Source organism: Streptomyces daliensis (assembly GCF_054782395.1).
Genome location: NZ_BAAGSO010000094.1, coordinates 65038 through 88898 on the forward strand (window position 1 = coordinate 65038; position 23861 = coordinate 88898).

Here is a 23861-nt window from a genome sequence, read left to right on the forward strand (position 1 = left end):
GGCGTGCTGATGTCGACGGAACCCGGCGCTCAGTCGGTGCGCCGACTGGTCTCGGAGCTGATGGACTTCCCGGAGGTGCACCGCCATCTGATCGAGAAGATCACCGCCATCGCCGTCCGCTACGACTTCGGCGAGGGCCACGCACTCCTCGGCCGACGGCTGCGCGACGTGGAGCTGAAACGGGAAGAGGGGGGACGCCTCTACGGGCTCATGCACGGCGGTCGCGGACTGCTGCTGGACCAGACCGGCAGCCTCTCGGCCGAGGGCTGGACCGACCGCGTCGACCACATCGTCGACGTCAGCGAGGAACTGGACGCACCCGCCGTACTGCTGCGCCCCGACGGCCATGTGGCATGGGTCGGCGACGGCCAGGCCGAGCTGCGCGGCGAACTGGAAAAGTGGTTCGGCGCCGCACAGAACTGAGCACGTGGTGGCCAGGTGAGGCGTCGCGCCCGGCCCGGATGCTCAGTGGCCGCCTTCGCCCCGTGAGCCCTGTGAGTCCCGTGGACCCCGTGGGCCGAGCCGGTGGTCGAGCGCCGCGCCGACGCCGGGGCAGAGTGCGCGGATCACGTCGAGGAACGCGTTCAGCACCGGGGACCGTTCCCGCTCGGTGAAGGACAGCACCAGATCGGGCAGGGGCGTGCGCGGCGTCACCTCGCAGAACCACGTGCCCCGGCGCGGGGCCGCCAGCATGCGGGAGGGCCCCAGGCCCACGCCCACACCGCAGGCGGCGAGGCCGATGATCGTGTGCACGTCCCTCGCGACGGTCGCCCCGGCGAGGGCCGGGGAGTCCTCGCCCAGCAGGGCGTGCAGCCCGGCGCGGACGGCGGGCTCGTCCGCGCCGGGCGCCACGATCAGCGGCTGCCGCCGCAACTGGTCCACGCTCACCGACGGCTGCCCCGCGTAGGGGTGCGTGCCGCTCACCACGGCGACGAGGTGATCGTGGCCGACCGGGACCGACACCAGCCGCTCGGCCCCGGCGCCCCGCGGCCCGCCGAGGGTGATCGCCACGTCCAGTTCCCCGGCGACGAGGGCCGCCGTGCCCCGGCTGGTCGCCATCTCGTGCAGTTCCAGCCGCACATCGGGCCGTTCACGGCCGAACCTGCCGAGGACGTCTGGGAGGGGATCGAGCAGCGCCGAGGCGACGAACCCCAGGCGCAGCCTGCCCGTTTCGCCGCGCGCCGCCCTGGCCGCGTCGACCGGGGCCGCCGTGATCTCGTCGAGCGCTCTGCGCGCCCGGGAGAGGAAGGCCGCGCCCGCCGCCGTCGGGAACACCCCCTGGCGGGTGCGGTCGAAGAGCCGGGTGCCCACCTCGCGTTCGAGGTCGGCGATCTGCTTGGACAGCGGAGGCTGCGCGATGCCGAGGGCTCCGGCCGCCCGGCCGAAGTGTTCGTGCTCGGCGAGGGCCAGGGCGTACCGCAGATGCCGCGCCTCCACGTCAGCCCGCCTCCTTCACGTCAGCCTGTTGGCCTGTTGGCCTGTTGGCCTGCGATATCTCCTGGGTATCGTGGCCCAGCTTGCCAGATCTTTCGCTGGATGCCCGGGACCGGGTCGCGTGGAATGCGGGCATGACAGACCTCTCCCACCACTCCCACGCGCACACCGTCTTCGTCCTCGTGCACGGGGCCTGGCACAGCTCCGCGCAGTGGGCGGCGACGCAGCGCGCACTCGCCGGGTCAGGTGCCGCGAGCGTGGCCGTCGATCTGCCGGGGCACGGCTTCGACGCGACGCTGCCCAGCGGCTACCTCCTGCCCGGCCAGCCGGGCCTGCTGACCGAGAAGTCCCCGCTCGCCGCCGTGACGATGGAGGACTGCGCGGAGAGCGTGCTGCGCACGCTGCGCCGGGTCCGCCGCCACCACCGGCGTGTCGTGCTCGTCGCGCACAGCGCGGGCGGCGGTCCCGCGTCGCTGGCCGCCGAGCGGGCGCCCGAGCTGGTCGACGCGCTCGTCTATCTGTCGGCCTTCGTCCCCGCCGGACGGCCGCGCTTCTTCGACTATGCCGGCTCGCCCGAGAACGCCACGGCACGGGGCCGGACCCTCGGCCTGGGCGACCCCGAGGAACTGGGCGCGGTGCGGATCAATCCGCTCTCGCCCGATCCCGCCTACGTCGAGGCACTGCGGCAGACCCACTACCACGACACCCCGCCGGACCGCTTCGACCGCTGGCGTTCGGCGCTGAGCACCGACCTGCCGCTCGCCGTCCCCGCCACCCCGGTCACGGTGACCTCCGCGCGGTGGGGACGGATACCCCGCACCTTCCTGCGCTGCGCCGACGACCGGGCGCTGGCACCCGCCGTGCAGGACCTGATGATCGCGGAGGCCGACCTGGCCATGCCCGGCGACGGCGACGGCAACCCCTTCACCGTGCGCACCCTCCCCGGCAGCCACAGCCCGTTCGCCGCACGGCCCCGCGCACTCGCCGCAGCACTGCTGTCATGAGCCGCGGACGCCTCATGCCGCCGCGCGGCGGCGGACGGCTCGTGCTGCCGGTGGTGCTCAGCGCCACGTTCGCGCAGTTGCTCAACGTCACCGTCGCACAGGTCGCCTCGCCCCGTATCCAGGCCGACCTGGACGCGGGCGGCGGCACGGTGCGGCTGGTCCTCGCCGGGTACACGCTGACGTACGCGTGCCTGCTCGTCCCCGCCGCCCGGCTGGATGACCGGTACGGCTACCGGCGGCTGTTCCTGGCGGGCACGGTCGTCTTCGCCGTGGGCTCGGTGGCCAGTGCGTGCGCTCCCGGCGCCGCGTCGCTGGTCGCGGCCCGGCTGGTGCAGGGCGCGGGCAGCGGGCTGGTCGCGCCGCAGGTCCTGTCGCTCATCCAGGCCGCCGTCCCGGCCGCCCGCCGGCCACGTGCCCTCGGCCTGTACGGGGCCACCATGGCCGTCGCCTCGCTGGCGGGGCCGCTGCTCGGCGCGCTCGTCCTCGACGCCGACCTCTTCGGCCTCGGCTGGCGGCCCGTCTTCCTCCTCACCGTGCCGGTGGCGCTCGCCTCGCTGGCGGGGACGGCCGTCCTGCCGGGCGTCCGTGGCGCGGACGGGCTCCGCGTCGACAAGCTGGGCGCGGTGCTCGTCACCGTCGGATCCGGCGCGCTGGTCCTGCCGCTCACGCTGGGGCGGGAGGCCGGGTGGCCCTGGTGGACATGGGTAGGATTCGCCGTCGCCGCGATCGCCCTCGGACACTTCGTGCTGAGCCTCCCCCGCCGTCCTGACCCCCTGATCCATCCCGAGGTGCTGCGCGACCGGTCGGCGCTGAGGGGGACGCTGCTGGTGTTCGTGTTCAACATGGGGGTGCCGTCCTTCACCTATCTGCTCTTCCTCCACCTCCAGTCCGCGCTCGGATACTCGGCGCCCGCAGCCGCGCTGACCTCGGCACCGTTCGCGGGCGCCGCCGTCCTGGGCAGCAGGGCCGCACCCGCGCTCGGCCGCCGCCACGGTGCGGCCGTGCTCACCTTCGCGTCCCTGGTACTGGCGGGGGTGTCCCTGACGCTGGCCCCGCTCATGAGCTCGACGGCCGGACGCCAGGCCGCGCTGCCCGTGCTGGCGGTCGGCGGGGCCGCGTTCGGCGCCTTCACCGCCTCCGTGTTCGCGCTGGTGCTGGCCTCGGTGCACGGCCCCGCCGCCGGATCGGTCTCGGGGCTGCTGCCCACGGCACAGCAGCTCGGCGGGTCCGTCGGAGTGGCCGTGGCCGGGCTCGCCTACTCCGCGCCTGCCGACGGCACGGACGCCGCCTTCCGGCACGCCATGGCGTACCAGGCCGCCGTCTTCGTCCTCACCGCGCTCATCAGCCTCCGGACGGGGGCGGCGCCGGGTGCCTCGAACGGGGGCGGGGACGCGCGCGGCACCGGGCTGCCGGAGGTCTCGGGCAGGCGCCCTGAACTGCGTTTTTCGACTGTTCGAATCGGCCGGTCAGTAAGCGCGAAAATTGGTGTCGGCCCCGCTTCCTGTGACGCCTTGACAAGGGTTTATCGCTAGCTCACAGTGGTCGCTACGTACAACTACGTACAACGCAACCGGATGCGTTCTCTGCGTATATTCCATGAATTGCCTCTTGCGGGATCACTGAAAGCGCACCCAGCGGGTTTATCGAGGTCTGCCCACACGACCGCCCGCTCAACGACGGCGCGCGCGCCACCACTTCAATCAGCACAATACTGCCGTGCGGTTTCCGGGAAGTAATAGCCGATAACACTTCCCGGGGTCAGTCCTGCGCAATTCCTGGACGTGGAAACGAAAGCCCGTCGTAAGTCGTAAGCGGAGAGGGTGAGTGCCATATGACGCAGTTTGCCGTCGACACACCGTTGCAGGCCCTTGGCCATGAGCCCTTTCTCCAGGTCACCTGGCGGGATCCGCATACCCTCGCGCGAGGGTTCGTCGTGATCGACCAGTTGGTGACGGGCATCGCCACCGGCGGTCTCCGCATGCGGCCCGGATGCACGCTCGACGAAGTCGGGGAACTGGCCCGGGAGATGACGCTGAAGATGGGCGCTTTCGGGCTGCCCGTCGGCGGCGCCAAGGGCGGCATCGATTTCGACCCCGCCGACCCGCGCGCCGACGAGGTGCGCGAGCGCTTCCTGCAAGGCGTTCTCCCACTGCTGGAACGCTTCTGGGTGACCGCGGGCGACCTCGGTACGCAGCAGGAACAGCTCGACCGCAGCTTCGCGCGCATCGGCCTCGGCGAGACCTCCTTCCACGCGGCCGTGGTCCGCTCCCCCGTCGAGGCGGAGGTACGCGACCGCGTGCGGCGGGCGTTCGCCACCCGGACGGACGGCCTGAAACTCTCGGAACTCGTCGGCGGCTTCGGCGTCGCGGAGGCCGCTCTCGCCGCGCTGGAACACCACGGCACTCCCGCCGGGTCCGCCCGTGCCGTGGTGCAGGGGTTCGGCGCCATGGGCGGGTCCACCGCGCTGTATCTCGCGCGTGCCGGAGTGCGGATCACCGGGATCACGGACGCCCAGGGGCTGATCCTCAACACCTCGCGCGGGCTCGACGTGGAACGCATGCTCGCCGCGCGCAGCACCGGGGGCGTCGTCGACCGCTCCGCGCTGCGCGACGACGACATCGAGTGCCCCGGTGACGAGTGGCTGGGCCAGGACGTCGACGTCCTCGTACCGGCCGCCGTCTCCTACACGATCACCGCGGACAACTGCGACCGGATCCGCGCCGGGCTGGTGGTGGAGGCCGCGAACGTGCCCACCACTCCGGAGGCCGAGCGGCTGCTGCTGGAGCGCGGGGTCACCGTCGTGCCGGACTTCATCGCGAACACCGGCGCCGCTGCCGGAGCGTGGTGGGTCATCCTCGGCGAGGTGGTCAGCCCCGCCGGTGCGTGCGGGCGGCTGTCCTCGGAGATCCGCCCGCTGGTCCGGGGGCTCATGAGCCGGGCCGAGTCGACGGGAACCTCCGTGCGGAGCGCGGGCGTGCGGTTCGCTCGGGAGAACTCGCAGCGGATGATCGACGAGTGCGGGGGCGCGGTGGCGTTCCGCGACCTGTTCCCCGCCACACCGCAGGAGCGGCGGTTCCCCGTCGACGGCGCGGAGCCGACGGGCGGGTCCGCGTGTGCGGGGCCTGGCGGCGGGACCGCGCACCTCGGGGAGCGGGCACAAGCCGCCGCCCTGCCGCTGGGGGACGGCTCACCGCTGCCGCCGTCCGGTCCGGCCACCGCGACCGGTGCGGAGGAGGCTGCTCCGGGGCCCGGACGGCAGCCTGCCGCCGCGTACCCGGCGTACTGGCCGGGACCCGCAGAAGCCGGTACGGCCTCCGACCCGTTCTGAGCGTCGGGCGCGCCGGCCTGGGGGAGGTGAAGGGGCGGGACCTCACCTCCCCGTGGCCGCCGTTTCCCGGCACAGGGTGCACCGGTCCTTGCCGTCCCATCTGTCCCACCCGAACACCGAGGGCGAGAGCGACTGGCCCTCCAACTCCTCGCGTACGGCGACGCGGTAGGCCCAGACCGTGCCGATGTACGGGTGGTAGGCGTCGTGGAAGGCGGGCGACGACGGTTCGGCGCCCGCCGCGACCGCGCGCTGGAGGCCGCGGAGCCGCTCGAACATCGCCTGCCCGGCACCGGCGACGGCGGTGGACGCCTCGATGAACAGCCGTTCCCGCGCCTCGTAGATGGTGGCGTCGCTCAGCGCGGCGCGGGCGGCGGCGCCCAGATCGGGCTCGGCTCCGGGGTTCTGGGCGAGCTGGCGCAGCCGGGCGTGGCCCGTCTCGGCGGCGGCGATGAACTCGATGTACACGGCTCTTCGCCGTTCGCCCGCGCCTCGGTCGTCCTCGTGGCGGTGACGCAGATGGTCGGCCAGCACGGTGCCGGAGATGGCCACGCAGCCACCGCCGATCGTCGCGACGAACGTCCCCCAGTCCACGTCGGCCCTCCCGTAATGATCACGACGTCGGCACCAGGAATCTACGCGCGGCCTCACCCGAAGACCAGGGGCCCGCCGCACGTCTCACGCCCCACGGCTTCTCACGACTCACGGCTCATGTCCCGGCCGGTGCCGCCGCCGTCAGTGGGCGGGGGCCGGTTCCAGCGCGTCGCCCACCCTGATCCGCCCGGGCCGCAGCACGTGTGCGTACACGCCGAAGAGGACGCCCCGGCCCAGGACACTCCGGCCCAGGCCACGGTAGCCCTTGATCAGGGACAGCACCCGCAGGCCCGTCGCGCCGTCGCCCGGGTTCCGGTTCACCGCGCCGCAGCGCTTGACCGGTCCTTCCACCTGGAGCACGGCCGCGCCGATCCGCAGTGTCCGGCCCTCCCAGGTGTCCTCGGCGTGCGGTTCCGTGCCGGAGAAGCCCAGCGACATCCGGAACCGGCGCCCGTCCACCTCGTCGAGCCCGGAGCGACGGGCCAGCTCCGTCACCGACGCGTCGCCCAGCAGTGTGAGGGGCCGCAGGTCCACGCCGCCGTTGTCCGCGTCGGCCCGCACGAGCCGTACCGGCGCTCCGGCCAGCTCCGAGAACAGTTCCGCCCACGGCCCCTCGACGACTCGGCCCGCCACCTTGTGGTGGTGGAAGAAGTCGGCCTTCACCGGCTCGCCGAGCCGTACCTCGCCGGTCACGCGGGTTCCGTCCGGGCCGGTCACCGTGAGCACGCCGGCGGCCGGATCGAAGGCGGCGGTGTACGCGGCCCAGGCGCCGGTACGGGTCATCGACAGCAGCCTGTCGTCGGCGTCGGCCATGAAGAACGCGCGGTCGCCCCGCATGCCGGAGGGTGTCAGCTCGACCTCGTCGGGATGGGTGACTCCCAGGCCCTTGACCGGGGTGACGGAGAGCCGGCTGACGCGCGGCGAGGGGGCGGCGGTCACGGGGTGCTCAGCCACTGTGTCGGACACCTTCTCTTTCTCGCGCGCCGCCCCGGCAGTCCTTGCGGCCACCTTGAAGGGTTTCCGTGCTGATCATAGGCTTCATCGCCGTCGGCCCCGGCCCCGCCCTCGCCGACGTCACCTGCACCATTCCGTACCACACACTTCGGAGGAGCATGTGAGAAGACGTCGCGCGGCCACCTGGGCCGCCTCGGCGCTCGTCGCCACGCTCGCGCTGACCGGCGCGCTCGTCGGCCCCACCGCCACCGCGCAGACCGCACAGTCCGCGCAGTCCCCGCAGACCCCGCAGACCGCCCGGACGGCGAAGGCCGCCACCGCGACCGACCCCGTCACGCACGAGGAGAACGACCGCGTCCCGGAGGGTTCGGCCTGGACGCAGCACTACTTCCCGTCCTCGGACGGCTCCGGCACCGAACTGCACGCCGACGTGCTGCGGCCCGAAGGGCTGCCCAAGGGCAAGAAGGTGCCGGTCATCCTCTCCGTCGGCCCGTACTTCGGGCACTCGGGGCAGACCGGTGTCGAGGACTGGACGCACACCGGGCCCTCGTCGCGCTTCCAGGACTTCATCGAGGGCACCGACCTGTTCGACGAGGGCTACGCCTTCGTCATGGTGGACCTGCGCGGCTTCGGCGGCTCCACGGGCTGCCTCGACTGGGGCGGCCCCGGCGAACAGGCCGATGTGAAGGCCGCCGTCGACTGGTCGGCGAAGCAGCCGTGGTCCACCGGCGCCGTGGGCATGTACGGCAAGTCCTACGACGCCGTCACGGGCCTCATCGGCAACAACCTGGACCAGCGCGCGCTCAAGGCCGTCGTCGCGCAGGAGCCGTTGTGGGACATGTACCAGTACATCTACTCCAACGGTGTGCCCCGGCCGAACGTGACCGGCACCGCCAACGCGTACAACTCCATCGCCTCGCTCCCCCAGATGCCCGACGACGAGGCGCGCTACCGGGACAACGCACGGTACGAGGAGGCACATCCGGAGTGCCTCACGGAGAACTCGGCCGGATACCGGATAGCCGACCAGCGGGACCCGCACTGGACCTCCCGCGATCTGGCGAGGATGGCGAAGGGCAGCGACACCCCGCTGTTCGTCACCCAGGGCTTCATCGAGCCCAACACCAAGCCCGAGGAAATGCAGGAGTACCTCGACAACCACAAGGGCGTCGAGCGCGGCTGGGTCGGCCAGTGGGACCACGTGCGCGGCGGTGACCGCACCGGCGACGGGCGTCTGGCCATGGGCCGCGAGGGCTGGTACGAGGAGACCCTCTCCTTCTACGACCACCACCTCAAGGGCGAGCGGCCAGGGACCGGCTACCCGGCCTACGCCGTCGAGGACAACACCGGCGCCTGGCGCGCCCAGAAGACCTGGCCCGTCGTGGAGAAGTCCGCCACCGTCGCGCTCGGCGGCGGCACGTACGTGGACGACGGCGGCGCCTCGGCGCGCGCGGACCTGGCCGCCTCCGGCGGACCGGCCGCGAAGGCACCCGCGCCGCCGTCCGGTTCCGGCGAGTGGGACATGGAGAACGCGCCCGCGAAGGAGCCGTCGGCCCCGAAGGGCCTGGCCGGGGAAGCGGCGAAGCGGCAGCGGGCCGGTGAGGTCACGTCGAGCTTCTTCGTGTGGTCCGAGCCGGTCAGGAAGTCCGTACGTGTCACGGGCACCCCGCGCGTCTCGCTGAGCGCCAAGGGGCAGGGCAACGTGATGGTCAAGCTGTACGACGTGGCCCCGGACGGCACCGCCGCGATGTTCGACGAGCAGGTCTCCCTGCTGAAGTCGGGCAAGCTGAGCGTCGATCTCAAGGCGACCGACTGGACCCTCGCGCGCGGGCACGTGCTGGCCGTGGAGATCGGCTCCATCCAGACCGGCTCGTGGCGCGACACGCCCTCCGGCGAGACGATCAGGGTCAAGGACGCGAAGCTCAGGCTGGCCCTGGACGGCCCGTCCGACGACGTGCCGACTCCCGGCTCCCGCTCGCCGTTCCTGGACACCTACCTGGAGCAGTACACCGTCGAACTGCCCGCGGGGCGCCCGTCGTTCACGGTGCCCCAGGTCGGCCGCCACTGAGCCCATAGGAGAGCCGTCGGCTTCCGCGCCCGGACGGGCACCGTCCGGGCACTGCCGGGCGCGGAAGCCGACAACCGGAACGACGGCCGGAGCGAAGGCCGGGCGAGCGGCCGGTGCGGGCGGGCGGGCGATGGGTGCAGTCGGCAGCGATGGTCGAGCCCGCACCGCTTCCGCCCTACGCTCGGAGGAAACGCCGCGCGTCCGGGAACGTGCCCGCCACGCGCGTCGGCCACGGGGGTTCCGGGGGAATTCGGGGGAGACGAACATGCGCGTGCTGGTGGTGGAGGACGACGAGCACATCGCGGGCCCGCTCGCGGAAGGGCTGCGCCGGTTCGGACACGAGGTGCGGCATCTGCACGAGGGCGGGCAGGCGGTGGCCTTCGCCCGGGAGGCCGACTTCGTCCTGCTGGACCTGGGCCTGCCCGACCTGGACGGGCACGAGGTGTGCCGGAGGCTGCGGGAGAACTCCTCGGTACCGGTCATCGCCGTGACCGCGCGCGAGGACGAGCTGGACCGGGTGCTGCTGTTGCAGGAGGGCGCGGACGACTACGTCGTCAAGCCGTACAGCCTGCGCGAGCTGCTGGCGCGGATGGAGGCGGTGTGCCGCCGGGCGCGCGGCAACCGGCGCTGCGCGGGGGAACGGGAACCGGGCTGCGACGGAGCCGCGGAGGACGAGGACGGCACGGACGCGGGAGCGGGCCGCGCTGTGCGCCGCTACGGGCCGCTGGTCGTGGACGCACGGGCCCGGCGCGCCACGGTGGACGGGCGTGCGGTCGAGCTGACCCGCAGGGAGTTCGATCTGCTGGCCGCGCTGATGTCGGACGCGGGTGCGGTCCGGCTGCGCGAGGACCTGATCAACGAGGTGTGGGACACGAACTGGTACGGCTCGACCCGCACGCTCGACGTCCATGTGGGCACGCTGCGCGGGAAGCTGGGCCACCGGCAGTGGATACGGGCGGTGCGCGGGGTGGGCTTCCGCCTCGCCCTTCCCGGGGCGGCGTGAACCGGAGCCCGGGACGACGGTCCGGGGTCCGGGGGCAGGGACGAGACGTGTGACGGGAGCGTGCGTACGGCGGTGACACGGGGACGGTAGGCGCCGCTACCGCTTCCGTACGGCTTCGGGACCACGTCTGCCCGAAGACAACCCCTCGGCGGGGCCCTCGGACGAATGGGCTGTGCCGGCCGTCGCCCCGGTGGCCGGTACCGGCCGGGGGAAGGAGTGGAAGTCTCCGTGCGACACCGCTGTGTGGCCGTGCTGGCGGCCGGGGCGCTGCTGGCGCTGCCGCTGGCCGTATATCAGCGCTGGCGTCCTGTACGTCAGGCCGCGGCCCGCAAGGCGTTCCTCACCGACGCCTCCCACCAACTGCGCGGCCCGCTCCAGGCGCTGCGGCTGCGGCTGGAGAACCTGGAGCCGCACCTGGCCGACGAGGGGCTGCCGGGGCTGGAGCATGTGCTGTCGGAGGCGGACCGCATGAGCCGCATCCTCTCCGCGCTGCTGACCATGGCGCGCAGCGAGGGACGCCATGTCCCGGCCCGGCCCTTCGACGCGCTGGCGGTCGTGCGGGAGCGTGCCGCCGCGTGGCGGCCGGAGGCCGAGGCGCGGCAGGTGACCCTTGAGGTGGCGGGTGAGCCCGTCGTGGCGGCGGCCGTGCCCGGAGCCCTCGACCAGATCCTGGACGTGTTCCTCGACAACGCGCTGGCCCTCGCACCGCCCCGCTCCCGGGTGCGGCTGGCCGTGCGCGCGGACAGCCGCCACGTGCGCGTCTCCTGCCGGGACGAGGGTCCTGGCATGAGCGCGGCCGAACGCCGGCACGCGTGCGAGCGCTTCTGGCGCGGCAGCGACGCGGCCCCCGGTGAGGGCTCCGGTCTCGGCCTGGCCATCGCCTCATCGCTGGCCCGCGCCAACAACGGGCGGCTCACCCTGGACGCGGCCCCCGGAGGTGGTCTGGAGGCGACGGTACGGCTGCGGGTCCGGGCACGGGGTCACCGCTGAAGGCGGTGGTGCGGTGCGGCGGCGCTTCCGCGTCGCCGTGGCAGCGCGAGCGCGTCGCATCCCTGCCACGCCCTTGCATCCGCGCTGCATCCGCGCTGAACGCCCCCTGCGAGACGGCTCCTTACGCTGACGCGCATCCGGCAGGTCTGCCCCGACGGCAGCCCGAGGAGGAGCCGTGGTCTCCCACTCCGCGCCGCACACCGCACCACCCCCGTCGGCGCCCGCTCCCACCCCCGCGCCCACCCCCGCACCCGTGCCGCCGAGCGCCCGGAGTGCCGGGGCGGAGCGGACGTCGCCGCTGGAGCGGTTCGGCGCGTGGCTGGCCCGACGGCGGCTGCTGGTGCTGGCCGCAGCCGTGCTCGCGGTCGCCGTCGCGGTGCCGTTCGGGGCCGACGTCGAATACCGGCTCTCCCAGGGCGGGACCACCGCGCCCGGCTCGGCCTCGGCGCGTGCCGAGTCCCTGCTCGAAGCGCGCTTCGGCTCCGGCCCCCCGCACCTGGTGTTCCTGGTCGAGGCGGCGAGCGGCGGGACCGGGATGAACGAGGTGGACGACCAGCGCGTACAGACACGGGGCCGCCGCCTCACCGCGCGCCTGAACGCGGAGCCCGGTGTCGTACGGGCCGCTTCGTACTGGACTCTGGGCGGTCCGCGGTCCCTGCGCTCCGACGACCGGCGCACCGGCCTGGTGACGGTGCGGCTGGCCGGGGACGAGGACACCGTCCGCAGGACCGCAGGACGACTGGTCCAGCGGACGGTGGGCGCGCGGCCGGGCGGGCTGCGGATCACCGCCACCGGGCCGACGGCCGTCCGTACGGAGATCGAGGAACGCAGCGAGGAGGACCTGAGGAAGGCCGAACTCCTCGCGGCGCCCGTCGTGCTCGTCATCCTGGTGCTGGTGTTCCGCAGTGTGATCGCGGCGCTGCTGCCGCTGCTGGTGGGCGCGTTCGCGGTGGCCGGGACGTTCGTCGTGCTGCGTCTGCTGGACGGCTTCACCCAGGTGTCGGTGTTCAGCGTGAACATCACCACGGCGCTGGGCCTCGGCCTGGCGATCGACTACAGCCTCTTCCTCATCACCCGGCACCGTGAGGAACTGGCCGCCGGACGCACGGTGCCGCAGGCGGTCGCGGCGGCGGTGCGCACCGCCGGACGCACGGTGGTGTTCTCCGCGCTGACGGTGGCGCTCTCGCTGTCCGCGATGCTCGTCTTCCCGCAGTACCATCTGCGGTCCTTCGCGTACGCGGGCATCGCGGTCGTCGCGCTGGCGGCGCTGGGCTCGGTGGTGGTGTTGCCCGCGCTGCTGGCCCTGCTGGGGCGGCGCCTGGACGCGCTGTCCGTGCGGCGTAGCGCGGACCGCCGTACGCGGGGGCGCCGCCGCAGGCTCCGTGGCCGTCCGGGTGGTTGGGGCCGTCCGCGCGGGCGGCACCGCCGCCCCCGGCGTTCCCCGCTGCGACGTTCCGCGCCGCGCCGCCGCACGGCACGGGTCACCCCGTCCGTGCCGGTTGCCTTGGAGGCGGGCGGCGGCTTCTGGAACCGGCTGGCCGGGGGCGTCATGCGGCGGCCCGCGCTGTTCGCGCTCGCGTCGGTCGCGCTGCTGGTCACGCTCGGACTGCCCTTCCAGCATGTGCGGTTCGGCGACAGTGACGACCGCGTACTGCCCCGCTCCTCCCCCGCGCACCGCGCCGCGCAGACACTTCGGCGGGAGTTCGACAGCGGGGAGAGTTCGCCCCTCCCCGTCGTCCTTCCCGGCCGCGCGGGCGGCGTGCGCGAGGGTCAACTGGCCGACTACGCGGCGCGGTTGTCGCGGCTGGACGGCGTGCGGAGGGTGGACGCCGCGACCGGGTCCTACCGGGCCGGGCGCCTGGTCGCACCGCCCCGCGCCTCCTCGGCCCGCTTCCGCTCCGAGGACGGCGGCACCTGGCTGTCGGTCGTCTCCCGCACCGAGCCCTATTCGACGGAGGGCCTGCGCCTGGTCCGTGCCGTACGCGGAACCCCGGCGCCCGCCGGAGCGCTGGTGGGCGGGCAGGCCGCGCTGCTGGCCGACTCCAAGGACGTCCTGGGCGCCCGGCTGCCCTGGGCGCTGGCGGTCATCGGGGGCTCCACGCTGGTGCTGTTGTTCCTGTTCACCGGGAGCGTGCTCATTCCCGTCAAGGCAGTGGTGCTCAATCTGCTGAGCCTCACCGCCACGTTCGGCGCGATGGTGTACGTCTTCCAGGAGGGGCATCTGCGGTGGCTGGTGGGCGACTTCACCGTCACCGGTCTGATCGACGTGGACACACCGGTGCTGATGTTCTGCGTGGCCTTCGGGCTGTCCATGGACTATGAGGTGTTCCTGCTCTCCCGCGTCCGGGAGGAGTATGTGCGGACCGGTGACAACACGGCGGCGGTCGCCCGCGGCCTGGAGCGCACCGGCGGGCTGATCACCGCGGCGGCGGCGCTGGTCGCGGCCGTGCTGCTGTCGTTCGCCACCTCGGGCCTGACCCCGCTGAAGCTGCTCGGGACCGGCCTGGCCCTGGCGGTGGTGATGGACGCGACCCTCGTACGGGGCGTCCTGGTGCCCGCCGTCATGCGGCTCGCCGGGCAGGCCAACTGGTGGGCGCCCGCGCCGCTGGCCCGACTGCACCGGCGGTTCTTCCTCGCGGAGTGACGGACGGGGCGGAGCGAGGGACAGGTGCGTACGTCACACACTCGTCAAGGATTCAACCTTGCCGGAAGCCTTACTCCTGGCTGCATCCGCGCTGCACGTCTCCTGAAGAGCGTGTTCCTAGGGTGATGCCTCATGCACCGGCCGCCGTCGCCGGAGAAGGTGGCGACGGGGCGCGCGGTGCGGATCGGTCAGTCCAGCCAGCGATGCACGGGGGGTGCCCGGTGGGCACACGGTATCTGGAGCGCGAGAGAGAACATCTGCGTCATGTCCTGCCCGGCCTGGAGGAGTTCCTCGCCGTCACGCCGCTCGACGAACTGGAGCGGCCCGGCAGCAAGGCGCTGACGGCGTTCCGCGCCGCAGGGGGTCCCGGGCTCGTGGTGCCCGCCGAACACGGCGGGAGGGGAGCCGATCTGCTGAGCGCCGTACGGGTGCAGCGCGCGGTGGGGTCCCGCTCGCCCTCGCTGGCCGTGGCCACCACCATGCACCACTTCTCCGTGGCCTCACTGGCGGAGGCCGCCGCCGCGAGCGGCGGCCCCGAGTGGATGCTGCTGGCCGCCGTCGCGCACGACAATCTGCTGCTGGCCTCCGGCTTCGCCGAGGGCACCACGGGCCAGGGCATCCTCTCCCCCGCCCTCACCGCGCGTGTGGAGGGGGAGGGCGCGGACGGCAAGATCTGGCTCAGCGGCGCCAAGAAGCCGTGCAGCCTGGCGCGTTCCATGGATCTGCTGACCGCGTCCGTGGCCCTGCCTGGCCCGGAAGGCGGCGCCCCGAGTCTGGCGGTGGTGCTGGTGCCGGCCGACGCGCCCGGGGTATCGGTGCGTCCGTTCTGGAAGAGCCCCGTCCTGGCGGGCGCGGAGAGCGACGAGGTCGTGCTGGAGGACGTCGAGGTGCCTCCCGAGCTGGTCGTACGCACCGGGGTCACGGAGGACGGCCGTCTCGATCGGCTCCAGACCGCGGGCTTCGTGTGGTTCGAGGCGCTGATGACCGCGAGCTATCTGGGGGTCGCCTCCGCGCTGGTCGAGCGCGTCCTGGCCGTGCCGAAGGCCGGGGACGCGGTACGGGCCGAGGCCGCGACCGCCGTGCACGGCGCCGTACTCGCGCTGGAGGGGGTGGCCCGCAAGGCCGCCGACGGACTGCACGAGACCGTCCTCGCCGACGCGCTCGCCTGCCGCTACACCGCGCAACTGCTCATCGGCCGCGTCGCGGAGCAGTGTGTGGAAGCGCTGGGCGGCATGGCGTTCCTCTCCTCCGGTGACATCGCCTGTCTCAGCTCCGCCTGCCGCGCGCTGGCCTTCCACCCGCCCGCGCGTGCCCGTATGGCCACCGCGCTGGCCGAGCACTTCACGGGCCGCCCGCTGCGCATCCCCTGAGACCGCGCCTGGTCGCCGCCGAGCCCGGCCCTGACAAGCCCTGTCCCGCTCCCGGTTCACCACATCGCGGCGCCGTCCGGCGCCCGCCGTCCCCGCGGCCCCGCCGTCGGCTCCCGTGTCCGGGTGCCGTGGCCAGGATCGGGGTGCGCGGGGCCCGTCCGCGTCCGCTTCTTCCGTCTTCCGCATCGCGAGGTGACACGCCCGTGTCCATGCCCGTATCCGCTTCGACGTCTGTTTCCGCTTCCTCATCCGTCGCCGCTTCGTCGGCCGTTGGCGCCTCTTCGCCGGTCGCCGCCGCCGCGTCGGCCCCGGCTCCCCCTCCCGTGTCCGCGTCCGTGCCCGCGCCCGCTTCCGCTTCCGCGGCGCTGCCCGCCGCTCCACCGGCCGCGCGGCCGACCGTGCTGCTCACCGGCGGCTCCGGTGTCATCGGCACCGCGCTGCTGCCGGAGCTGGCCGACTGCCACGTCATCGCCCTCACCCACCGGGCGCCCTGCCCCGGCGCCGACGAACAGGTGCGCGGCGACCTGACCGCCTACCGCCTGGGGCTCGGCAAGGCGGACTACGCCGCCCTCGTCCGCAGAGTGGACGTGGTCGTGCACGCCGCCGCCGTCACCGGGTTCAGCAGCGGAGCCGACGCGACCCACCGGCTGAACGAGGCGGGTACGCGCCGGATCGCGGACTTCACCGCTGACGCGGACGCACGGCTGTACCACCTGTCCACGGCCTTCGTCGCGCGGCGCGAGCTGACCCGGGCCGGGCTCGGCAAGGACACCGGGGACGCCTCCGCACGTCCGGAGGACTACGTGGACTCCAAGCGCGCGGGCGAGGCCGTGGTCCGCGACAGCGGCGTCCCCGCGGTGATCGTCCGCCCCTCGGTCGTCATCGGGGACTCGGTGACCGGGCACATCTCCGCCTTCCAGGGCATGCACGCCGTGCTGCTGTCCCTGCTGCGCGGGCTGCTGCCGCTGCTGCCCGCGCCCCGGCACTCGCGGGTGGACTTCGTGCCCTGCGATCTGGTGGGCCGCGTGCTCGCCAGGCTCGTCGCCGAGGGCCGCACCGGGGGCGAGGTGTGGGTGACCGCGGGAGAGAACGCGATCACCGTCGAGCGTCTGCTGGAGCTGACCGCGAAGGCCGGTGCGGAACTGGGGCTCACCCCCGTCATGCCCCGCATGGTCGGCCAGGACATGGTCGACAGGCTGATCCGCCCGGTGTTCATCAGCACGCTCCGGCCCGGGATGCGGCGCCGCTTCGACGACATGCTCGCCCTGACCGCGCTGTTCGCCGACGCCGGTCCCTTCCCCAGCAGTCTGGGGGCCGCGCCCGTCGCCGTGGCCGCGCCGAGCACGGCCGAGGTGGAGACCGCGCTGCTGCGCACCGTCACCCACCTGGCCCGCGCCAAGGGCCTCGCGCCCGCGCACGGCGGGCGGCACCACGGCGGCGCGCACACGTCCCGTACCTCCCCCGGCGCCGCGGCCGGGCCGGGCGAGGAGTTGCTTGCCGGATGAGCACCCACCGACACCACGCCCCGCCCCATGCCGTGGAGGGGCTGCACCCCGTCGGCGGAGCGCGGGGCCGCACGGACCACACGGACCTTACGGACCGCACCGACCGCATCGGCCCCGCCCGCCGCGACAGCGCGCTGGAGAGCCCCGAAGCGGTGCTGGACGCCTACCGTCGGCACGTCAACCACGGCCGGGCGCGGCTGGCCGCGCTCACCGGCTCGGTGGTGGAGGTCGCCTCCGAGGGCACCAAGGTGTGGGACACGCACGGCAAGGAGTACCTGGACTGCTCCGGCTACGGCGTCTTCCTCCTGGGCCACCGCCATCCACGGGTGATGGAGGCGGTGATCGAGCAGATCCACCGTCACCCGATGGCCACCCGTCTCCTCCTGGAGCCCCGCGTCGCCCGCGCGGCGACGGCCCTCGCACGGGTGACCCCGCCCGGTCTGGACCACGTGCACTTCGTGACCTCCGGCGCCGAGGCGACCGAGACCGCCATCAAGCTCGCCCGCGCGCACGGCAAACGGCGCCTCGTCTCCGCCACCGGCGGCTACCACGGCAAGACCGCCGGTGCCCTGAGCCTGACCGCCGCGCCGCTCTACCAGGACCCGTTCCGGCCGCTGCTGCCCGCCGAACACGTGCCCTACGGAGCCGCGGCGGCGCTGGAGGCGGTGCTGCGCGAAGGGCCCGAGGCGTGCGTGGTGGTCGAGCCCGTGCAGGGCGAGGGCGGAGTGATCGTGCCGCCGCCCGGCTACCTCACCGACGTCCAGCGTCTGTGCGCCCGGTACGGGGCGCTGTTCGTCCTGGACGAGATCCAGACCGGTCTCGGACGGCTGGGCACCTGGTGGGGCGCGGACGAGGAGGACGTGCGGCCCGACATCCTGCTGGTGGGCAAGAACCTCTCCGGCGGCGTCGTGCCTGTGGCGGCGGCGGTGGCCACAGCGCAGGCGTACGCGCCCTTCGACCGCGACCCGTTCCTGCACTCCTCCACCTTCGCCGGGGCGCCGGTGGCGATGGCCGCCGCGGAGGCGGCCGTGCACGCCATCGAGGAGGAGGGCCTGGTGCGGCGCGCCGCCGATCTCGGCGACACCCTGCTGCGTCTGCTGCACGAGGCCCTCGCACCGCTGCGGGGCACCGCGCTCGTGGACATCCGCGGACGCGGTCTGCTGATCGGCATCGAACTCGCCGACGAGGGCCTGGCCGGGGAGCTGTTCCTCCAGCTCGTCGACGCGGGCGTGCTGGTCAACCACTCCCTCAACGCCCACCGGGTGCTGCGGCTGACCCCGCCCGCGCTGCTCACCTCCCGCGACGTGGACACCCTCCGCGAGGTGTTCACCACGGCGGCCCGCGCCCTGGCCCGCACCACCACCACGGGGCACGGCACCGCACACACCACCGTCACCGACGTCTCCACCGTACGGAAAGGGATATGAGCCCATGCCCAGCGTGACACTGAAGGCGTTCGTGCCCGGCGCCGGTCCGGCCGAGGTCTTCACCCGGCTCGCGGACTTCTCCGCCTACCCCCGCTACACCTCCACCGTGCGGGAGGTGACCGTAACGGAGCTGTCCGACGGGGCCGTCGCCTCGCACTGGGCGGTCAACTTCCGCAACGGCGTGCTGTGCTGGTCCGAGCACGACCGCGTGGACCCGGACGCGCTCACCATCGGATTCACCCAGACCGAGGGCGACTTCGAACGGTTCGAGGGCACATGGCGGGTGGCCGCTGCCGGGGCGGACGACGACCCGTGTGTGCGGGTGGACTTCACCGCCACCTTCGATCTCGGCATGCCGAGTCTGGCGTCGATACTCGACCCGGTCGCCCGTCAGGCGCTCTCCGAGAGCATCGGCCTGATCCTGCGCGGCCTGTTCGGCAGGCACACCACCGTCACCGGGGCCGTCGACGCCACGGACGCCGGGGCCGTCGGCGCTCCCCTCCCCGCGACGGGTGGGTGACATGGAGCGTCCGGCCCTCGCACCACCCGTCGTGCTCGCCAAGGGGCAGGTGTCCGCGCGGCAGTTCCGGGACGCCTTCGCACAGCTCCCGGCCGGGGTCAGCGTCCTGACCACCTACGCGCCCGAGGGGCCCTGCGGGATGACGGCCAGCGCCGTGTGCTCACTCTCCCAGGACCCTCCGCTGGCCCTGGCGGCGCTGGCGAACGACAGCCGCACCCTGGCCCGTATCCGTGTCCACGGCGCCTTCGGCATCAACGTGCTGCGCGCCCGGGACACGGCGGTCGCCGACCTGTTCGCGCGTCCCGCGCCCGACCCGGCACACCGCTTCGACGGGCTGCCGCACGAACCCGTCGCCTCGGTGCCCGTCCTGTGCGAGGCGCTGGTGTGGCTGGCCTGCGAGGTCGTGGGGCTGTACCCGGGAGGCGACCACACCATCCTCACGGGGCTGGTGCGCGCCGCCGGGCGGCGCCCCGGTGTGCCGCTGGTGTGGCACCGGCGCCGCTACACCTCGCCCGCCTGACCACGCCCCTTTCCCTCCGCCACACACCACACACCAAAACCACCACCGGCCGCTGCCGCCGGTCCGTCCCAACGGACCGGCGTCCGACCGGACCGTCCGACCCACCTCTCAGGAGAAATTCGTGTTCCTCAACCTCACAGGCAAGGTCGTCGCCATCACCGGCGGCAGCCGCGGCATCGGCCTGGCCACGGCCGTGGCCTTCCGCGCCCACGGCGCGCACGTCGCCATCGGCGCCCGCGATCTGGCCCACGCCCGCACCGTCGCCGGACGGATCGGGGTGAGCGCCTACGCGCTCGACGTCACCCGGCCCGCCGACGTGCGGCGCTTCTTCGAGGACGTCGAGGCCGTGCACGGCCCCATCGACATCTTCGTCAACAACGCGGGCGAGATGCTGGTCGGCCGCTTCGAGACGGAGTCCGACGAGGCCACCCGCCACCAGCTCGACGTCAATCTGCTCGGCACCGCGCACGGCATGAAGGCCGCACTGCCCGCCATGCGGCGTCGCGGCCGGGGGCACATCATCAACATGGTCTCGGCCGTGGGCATGATCGGACTGCCCGGCTGCGCCACCTACTCGGCCGCCAAGCACGGGGTGACGGGCCTGTCCGAGAGCGTACGGGGCGAACTGCGCGGATCCGGCGTGCACTTGTCGATCGTGCTGCCGATCCCGGCCGCCACGAAGCTGACCTCGGGCGTCGGCAAGGGCCGCTTCGTGCCGATGCTCACGCCCGTCGACATCGCCGGCCGGGTCGTGAGCACCGCCCGCCGCCCGCGCCGTTACGCGGTGTACGTGCCGGGCTGGACCAACCCGCTCACCCGGCTGCTCCTGCTCGTGCCGCAGAACCTGCGGGACGTGCTGGGCCGCTTCCTCAAGGCCGACCAACTGCTGCGCACCACCGACGCCGACGCGCGCCGCGCCTACGAGCAGCGTGTCTTCGGCCCTGGCACGGCCCCGGCGGCGCCCTCGCGCGCCACGGTCCTCCCCGGGAAGAGCACCGCGCGCGACACCGCCGCGCGCACCGCGACGCAGGACAGGACCAGCGCATGAGCACCGTGCCCGTGTCCGGCAAGGGCGCCGTCAGGCGCGGGCGGGCACCGGCCGAGTTCGCCCACCCGGTGCTGGACCGTCTCGTGCACGTACACCCCGGTGTCGCCGTCCTGCTGTACGTCCCGGTCATGGCGGTGTGCGTGTACGGCGCGCGCGGGCAGGGCGGCGCATGGGCCCTGACGGGCTGGGCGGCGGCCGGGTACGCGGCCTGGACGCTGTCCGAGTACTGGGGGCACCGGCTGGTGCTGCACCACGAGCCGGAGCGCGGCATCGGGGCACGGCTGCACTGGCTGCTGCACGGCATCCACCACACCTATCCGCAGGACGTGCGCCGCTCCGTCCTCAGCCCCGTGCTGAGCGTGCCGATGGTCGGCGGCGCCCTTCTCCTGGGGTGCGGTGCCGCCTCGCTGCCGCTGACCTTCGGCGCGGGCTACGCCTTCGGCTACCTCGCCTACGACCTCGTCCACCTCTATCTGCACCAGGCGGGTCCCCGGAACCGGCTGCTGCGTCATCTGCGCAGGCTCCATATGCGCCACCACTTCCGCGACGACACCCGCGGGTTCGGCATCTCCGCGCCGTACTGGGACACCGTCTTCGGCACCTCGCTGATACGCGGAGGCCGCGCCGGTGCGGGAGATTCCCGGTGAACACTTCGCAGGGCACGCACGGCGGGGGCGGTGTCCCCGTCACCGACCGGGAGGAGGCCGAGGAGTTCCTGCGGCAGTTCCACGCCGAGCGGCCCGGGCAGGCCACTCCCCTGGCACGTCGCCTGGCCGAGGTCCGCGCCGCCATCGGCGAGACCGGCACCTACCGGCACACCGGGGCCGAGCTGGAATTCGGGGCACGTGTCGCCTGGCGCAACTCCAGCCGCTGCATCGGCCGCCTGTACTGGAACAGCCTGCGCGTCCTGGACCGGCGCGCGGCCACCGGCGCCGAACAGATCCACCGGCATCTGTGCGACCACTTGGCCATCGCCACCAACGGCGGCCGGATCCGGCCCGTCATCTCGGTCTTCGCACCCGAAGCGCCCGGGCGGCCGGCGCCCCGTCTGTGGAACGACCAGCTCATCCGCTACGCGGGCCACCGCCACGAGGACGGCACCGTCACCGGCGACCCCGCGCTCGCGGACTTCACCGACGCCGTGCGGCGCCTGGGCTGGCAGCCGCCGGGCACACCCTTCGACATCCTGCCGCTGGTCATCGACCTCCCCGAGGACAAGCCCCAGCTGTTCGACGTGCCCCGCCGACTGGTGCGCGAGGTGCCCCTCGCGCATCCGCGCTTCCCGCAGCTCACGGCGCTGGGGCTGCGCTGGTACGCCGTACCGGCCATCTCCCACATGCGGCTGCGGATCGGCGGCGTCGACTACCCTCTCGCGCCGTTCAACGGCTGGTACATGGGCACCGAGATCGGCGCCCGCAACCTCGTCGACACCGACCGCTACGACCTGCTCCCGGTCATCGCCCGGCGCCTCGGCCTGGACACCGGGAGCGAGGCCACCCTGTGGCGCGACCGGGCCCTGGTGGAGCTGAACATCGCGGTCCTGCACTCCTTCCACAGCGCGGGTGTCAGGATCACCGACCACCACACCGAGTCGCGGCACTTCCTGGCCCACCTGGCCCAGGAGGAGCGCCACGGCCGCACCGTACCGGCCGACTGGAGCTGGATCGTGCCGCCCGTCTCGGGCGGCGCCACCCCCGTCTTCCACCGCTACTACGACCACGCGGAGCTGCGCCCGAACTTCTACCTGGACGCGGACGCGGCGGCCCGCTCACGGGGCCGGTGCCCCCACGCGGGCTGAGAGGCCGACCGTGCGGGTCCTCGTGACAGGTACCGACGGCACGGGCCGCCGTGCCCCTGGAACGTCGAGCGTCGCCAGGAGCACGGCGGCCCGTGGGTGCCGGAGCCGGAGAGCGCGGCCGTCGGCCTCCGGCCGTCGGCGTCGGACGTTGACGTCGGCCGTCATCGTCGGACGTCCCGTCAGACATAGCCGTCAGTCGTTGCCGGACTCCATCGCGGCGCGGTCGAGCAGTTCGTCGTCGCCGCCGCGGGCGGCCTCGCCACGGGAGGCGATGGCCTCGGCGCCGCCCTCCGGCATGGTGCCGATGAGCCCCGTCGAGGCGGCCTGTGCCGCGCCGATGGCGGGGTTCGCGGTCCCGATCAGGCCGAGTCCCGCGTACTGCTCCAGCTTGGCGCGCGAGTCGGCGATGTCGAGGTTGCGCATGGTGAGCTGGCCGATGCGGTCCACCGGGCCGAACGCCGAGTCCTCGGTGCGCTCCATCGAGAGCTTGTCCGGGTGGTAGCTGAAGGCCGGGCCCGTGGTGTCGAGGATCGAGTAGTCCTCGCCGCGCCGCAGCCGCAGCGTCACCTCGCCGGTGACCGCGGCACCGACCCAGCGCTGGATCGACTCGCGCACCATCAGCGCCTGCGGGTCCAGCCAGCGGCCCTCGTACATCAGACGGCCGAGGCGCCGCCCCTCGTTGTGGTACTGGGCGAGGGTGTCCTCGTTGTGGATCGCGTTGACCAGCCGCTCGTACGCCACGTGCAGCAGGGCCATGCCGGGCGCCTCGTAGATGCCGCGGCTCTTGGCCTCGATGATCCGGTTCTCGATCTGGTCCGACATGCCCATGCCGTGACGGCCGCCGATGGCGTTCGCCTCCATCACCAGGTCGACCGGGGTGGCGAACTCCTTGCCGTTGATCGTCACCGGGCGGCCCTGGTCGAAGCCGATGGTCACGTCCTCGGCGGCGATCTCGACGGAGGGGTCCCAGAACCGCACGCCCATGATCGGCTCGACGGTCTCGACGCCGGTGTCCAGGTGCTCCAGGGTCTTGGCCTCGTGGGTGGCGCCCCAGATGTTGGCGTCGGTGGAGTACGCCTTCTCGGTGCTGTCGCGGTAGGGGAGGCCGTGGGCGAGCAGCCACTCCGACATCTCCTTGCGGCCGCCCAGCTCGGTCACGAAGTCGGCGTCGAGCCAGGGCTTGTAGATCCGCAGGTGCGGGTTGGCCAGCAGGCCGTAGCGGTAGAACCGCTCGATGTCGTTGCCCTTGAACGTCGATCCGTCGCCCCAGATCTGCACGTCGTCCTCGAGCATCGCGCGGACCAGCAGGGTGCCGGTGACGGCGCGGCCCAGCGGCGTCGTGTTGAAGTACGCGCGCCCGCCCGAGCGGATGTGGAACGCGCCGCAGGTGAGGGCGGCCAGCCCCTCCTCGACCAGTGCCGCGCGGCAGTCGACCAGGCGCGCGATCTCGGCACCGTACGCCGACGCACGCCCCGGCACCGACGCGATGTCGGGCTCGTCGTACTGACCGATGTCGGCGGTGTAGGTGCACGGGACAGCACCCTTGTCGCGCATCCACGCGACCGCGACGGAGGTGTCGAGGCCGCCGGAGAAGGCAATGCCGACGCGCTCGCCGGTGGGCAGGGAGGTGAGAACCTTAGACATAGGAAGAGTATGC

The 23861-nt window shown here is 73.4% G+C and carries 19 protein-coding genes and 1 pseudogene; 16 read left to right on the top strand and 4 right to left on the bottom strand.

Annotated elements, in window-relative coordinates:
• Positions 1-423, top strand: a pseudogene (locus ACYVOO_RS22900) (aromatic-ring hydroxylase C-terminal domain-containing protein); the annotation flags it as partial.
• Positions 424-465: 42 nt separating this feature from the next.
• Here the strand turns inward: ACYVOO_RS22900 and ACYVOO_RS22905 are convergent.
• The gene (locus ACYVOO_RS22905) at positions 466-1437 is read right to left on the bottom strand and encodes a LysR family transcriptional regulator (RefSeq protein WP_461017554.1); all 972 of its coding nucleotides are present in this window, start codon (positions 1435-1437) and stop codon (positions 466-468) included.
• Positions 1438-1568: 131 nt separating this feature from the next.
• On the opposite strand from ACYVOO_RS22905, the gene ACYVOO_RS22910 reads away from it, so the two are divergent.
• From ACYVOO_RS22910 to ACYVOO_RS22920, 3 genes are all read left to right on the top strand, one after another.
• Positions 1569-2438, top strand: coding sequence for an alpha/beta hydrolase (locus tag ACYVOO_RS22910; RefSeq protein WP_461017555.1), 870 nt, complete (start codon positions 1569-1571; stop codon positions 2436-2438).
• Positions 2435-3970 carry an MFS transporter gene (locus ACYVOO_RS22915; RefSeq protein ID WP_461017556.1) on the top strand — a complete coding sequence of 512 codons (1536 nt, stop codon included), beginning with the start codon at positions 2435-2437 and terminating at the stop codon, positions 3968-3970. Before ACYVOO_RS22910 ends, ACYVOO_RS22915 begins: the two co-directional genes overlap by 4 nt.
• 299 nt (positions 3971-4269) lie before the next feature.
• Complete coding sequence (locus ACYVOO_RS22920) at positions 4270-5766, top strand: Glu/Leu/Phe/Val dehydrogenase dimerization domain-containing protein (protein WP_461017557.1); 1497 nt, start codon at positions 4270-4272, stop codon at positions 5764-5766.
• A 42-nt stretch (positions 5767-5808) separates the two neighbouring features.
• Here ACYVOO_RS22920 and ACYVOO_RS22925 read toward each other — a convergent pair whose 3' ends face one another.
• Complete coding sequence (locus ACYVOO_RS22925; protein ID WP_461017558.1) at positions 5809-6357, bottom strand: CchlQ; 549 nt, start codon at positions 6355-6357, stop codon at positions 5809-5811.
• Positions 6358-6498: 141 nt separating this feature from the next.
• On the bottom strand, positions 6499-7311 hold the full coding sequence (locus ACYVOO_RS22930; protein ID WP_461017559.1) for an MOSC domain-containing protein: 813 nt from the start codon (positions 7309-7311) through the stop codon (positions 6499-6501).
• A gap of 160 nt (positions 7312-7471) precedes the next feature.
• On the opposite strand from ACYVOO_RS22930, the gene ACYVOO_RS22935 reads away from it, so the two are divergent.
• The 12 genes from ACYVOO_RS22935 (at position 7472) to ACYVOO_RS22990 (ending at position 22204) form a co-directional block, all read left to right on the top strand.
• Positions 7472-9379 carry a CocE/NonD family hydrolase gene (locus ACYVOO_RS22935; protein WP_461017560.1) on the top strand — a complete coding sequence of 636 codons (1908 nt, stop codon included), beginning with the start codon at positions 7472-7474 and terminating at the stop codon, positions 9377-9379.
• Between the two features lie 265 nt (positions 9380-9644).
• Positions 9645-10382, top strand: a complete 738-nt coding sequence (locus ACYVOO_RS22940; protein ID WP_461017561.1) for a response regulator transcription factor — start codon at positions 9645-9647, stop codon at positions 10380-10382.
• 228 nt (positions 10383-10610) lie between these two features.
• Positions 10611-11372, top strand: coding sequence for a sensor histidine kinase (locus ACYVOO_RS22945; protein WP_461017562.1), 762 nt, complete (start codon positions 10611-10613; stop codon positions 11370-11372).
• Between the two features lie 175 nt (positions 11373-11547).
• Positions 11548-14016: an MMPL family transporter gene (locus ACYVOO_RS22950; protein ID WP_461017563.1), complete on the top strand. Its 2469-nt coding sequence runs from the start codon at positions 11548-11550 to the stop codon at positions 14014-14016.
• A 221-nt stretch (positions 14017-14237) separates the two neighbouring features.
• On the top strand, positions 14238-15386 hold the full coding sequence (locus ACYVOO_RS22955; protein ID WP_461017564.1) for an acyl-CoA dehydrogenase: 1149 nt from the start codon (positions 14238-14240) through the stop codon (positions 15384-15386).
• Between the two features lie 335 nt (positions 15387-15721).
• Positions 15722-16891, top strand: a complete 1170-nt coding sequence (locus ACYVOO_RS22960; RefSeq protein ID WP_461017565.1) for an SDR family oxidoreductase — start codon at positions 15722-15724, stop codon at positions 16889-16891.
• Positions 16888-18318, top strand: a complete 1431-nt coding sequence (locus ACYVOO_RS22965; protein WP_461017566.1) for an aspartate aminotransferase family protein — start codon at positions 16888-16890, stop codon at positions 18316-18318. Before ACYVOO_RS22960 ends, ACYVOO_RS22965 begins: the two co-directional genes overlap by 4 nt.
• Positions 18319-18322: 4 nt before the next feature.
• Positions 18323-18838: a type II toxin-antitoxin system RatA family toxin gene (locus tag ACYVOO_RS22970; protein ID WP_461017567.1), complete on the top strand. Its 516-nt coding sequence runs from the start codon at positions 18323-18325 to the stop codon at positions 18836-18838.
• 1 nt (position 18839) lies between these two features.
• Complete coding sequence (locus tag ACYVOO_RS22975) at positions 18840-19358, top strand: flavin reductase family protein (RefSeq protein ID WP_461017568.1); 519 nt, start codon at positions 18840-18842, stop codon at positions 19356-19358.
• Between the two features lie 121 nt (positions 19359-19479).
• Positions 19480-20406, top strand: coding sequence for an SDR family oxidoreductase (locus ACYVOO_RS22980; RefSeq protein WP_461017569.1), 927 nt, complete (start codon positions 19480-19482; stop codon positions 20404-20406).
• Positions 20403-21053 (top strand): sterol desaturase family protein, encoded by a 651-nt coding sequence (locus ACYVOO_RS22985; RefSeq protein ID WP_461017570.1) that lies wholly within the window; start codon positions 20403-20405, stop codon positions 21051-21053. The genes ACYVOO_RS22980 and ACYVOO_RS22985 overlap by 4 nt, the downstream gene beginning before the upstream one ends.
• Positions 21050-22204, top strand: a complete 1155-nt coding sequence (locus ACYVOO_RS22990) for a nitric oxide synthase oxygenase (RefSeq protein ID WP_461017571.1) — start codon at positions 21050-21052, stop codon at positions 22202-22204. The genes ACYVOO_RS22985 and ACYVOO_RS22990 overlap by 4 nt, the downstream gene beginning before the upstream one ends.
• Before the next feature lie 192 nt (positions 22205-22396).
• Here ACYVOO_RS22990 and argG read toward each other — a convergent pair whose 3' ends face one another.
• Positions 22397-23848: an argininosuccinate synthase gene (gene argG / locus ACYVOO_RS22995; protein WP_461017572.1), complete on the bottom strand. Its 1452-nt coding sequence runs from the start codon at positions 23846-23848 to the stop codon at positions 22397-22399.
• Between the last annotated feature and the right edge of the window lie 13 nt (positions 23849-23861).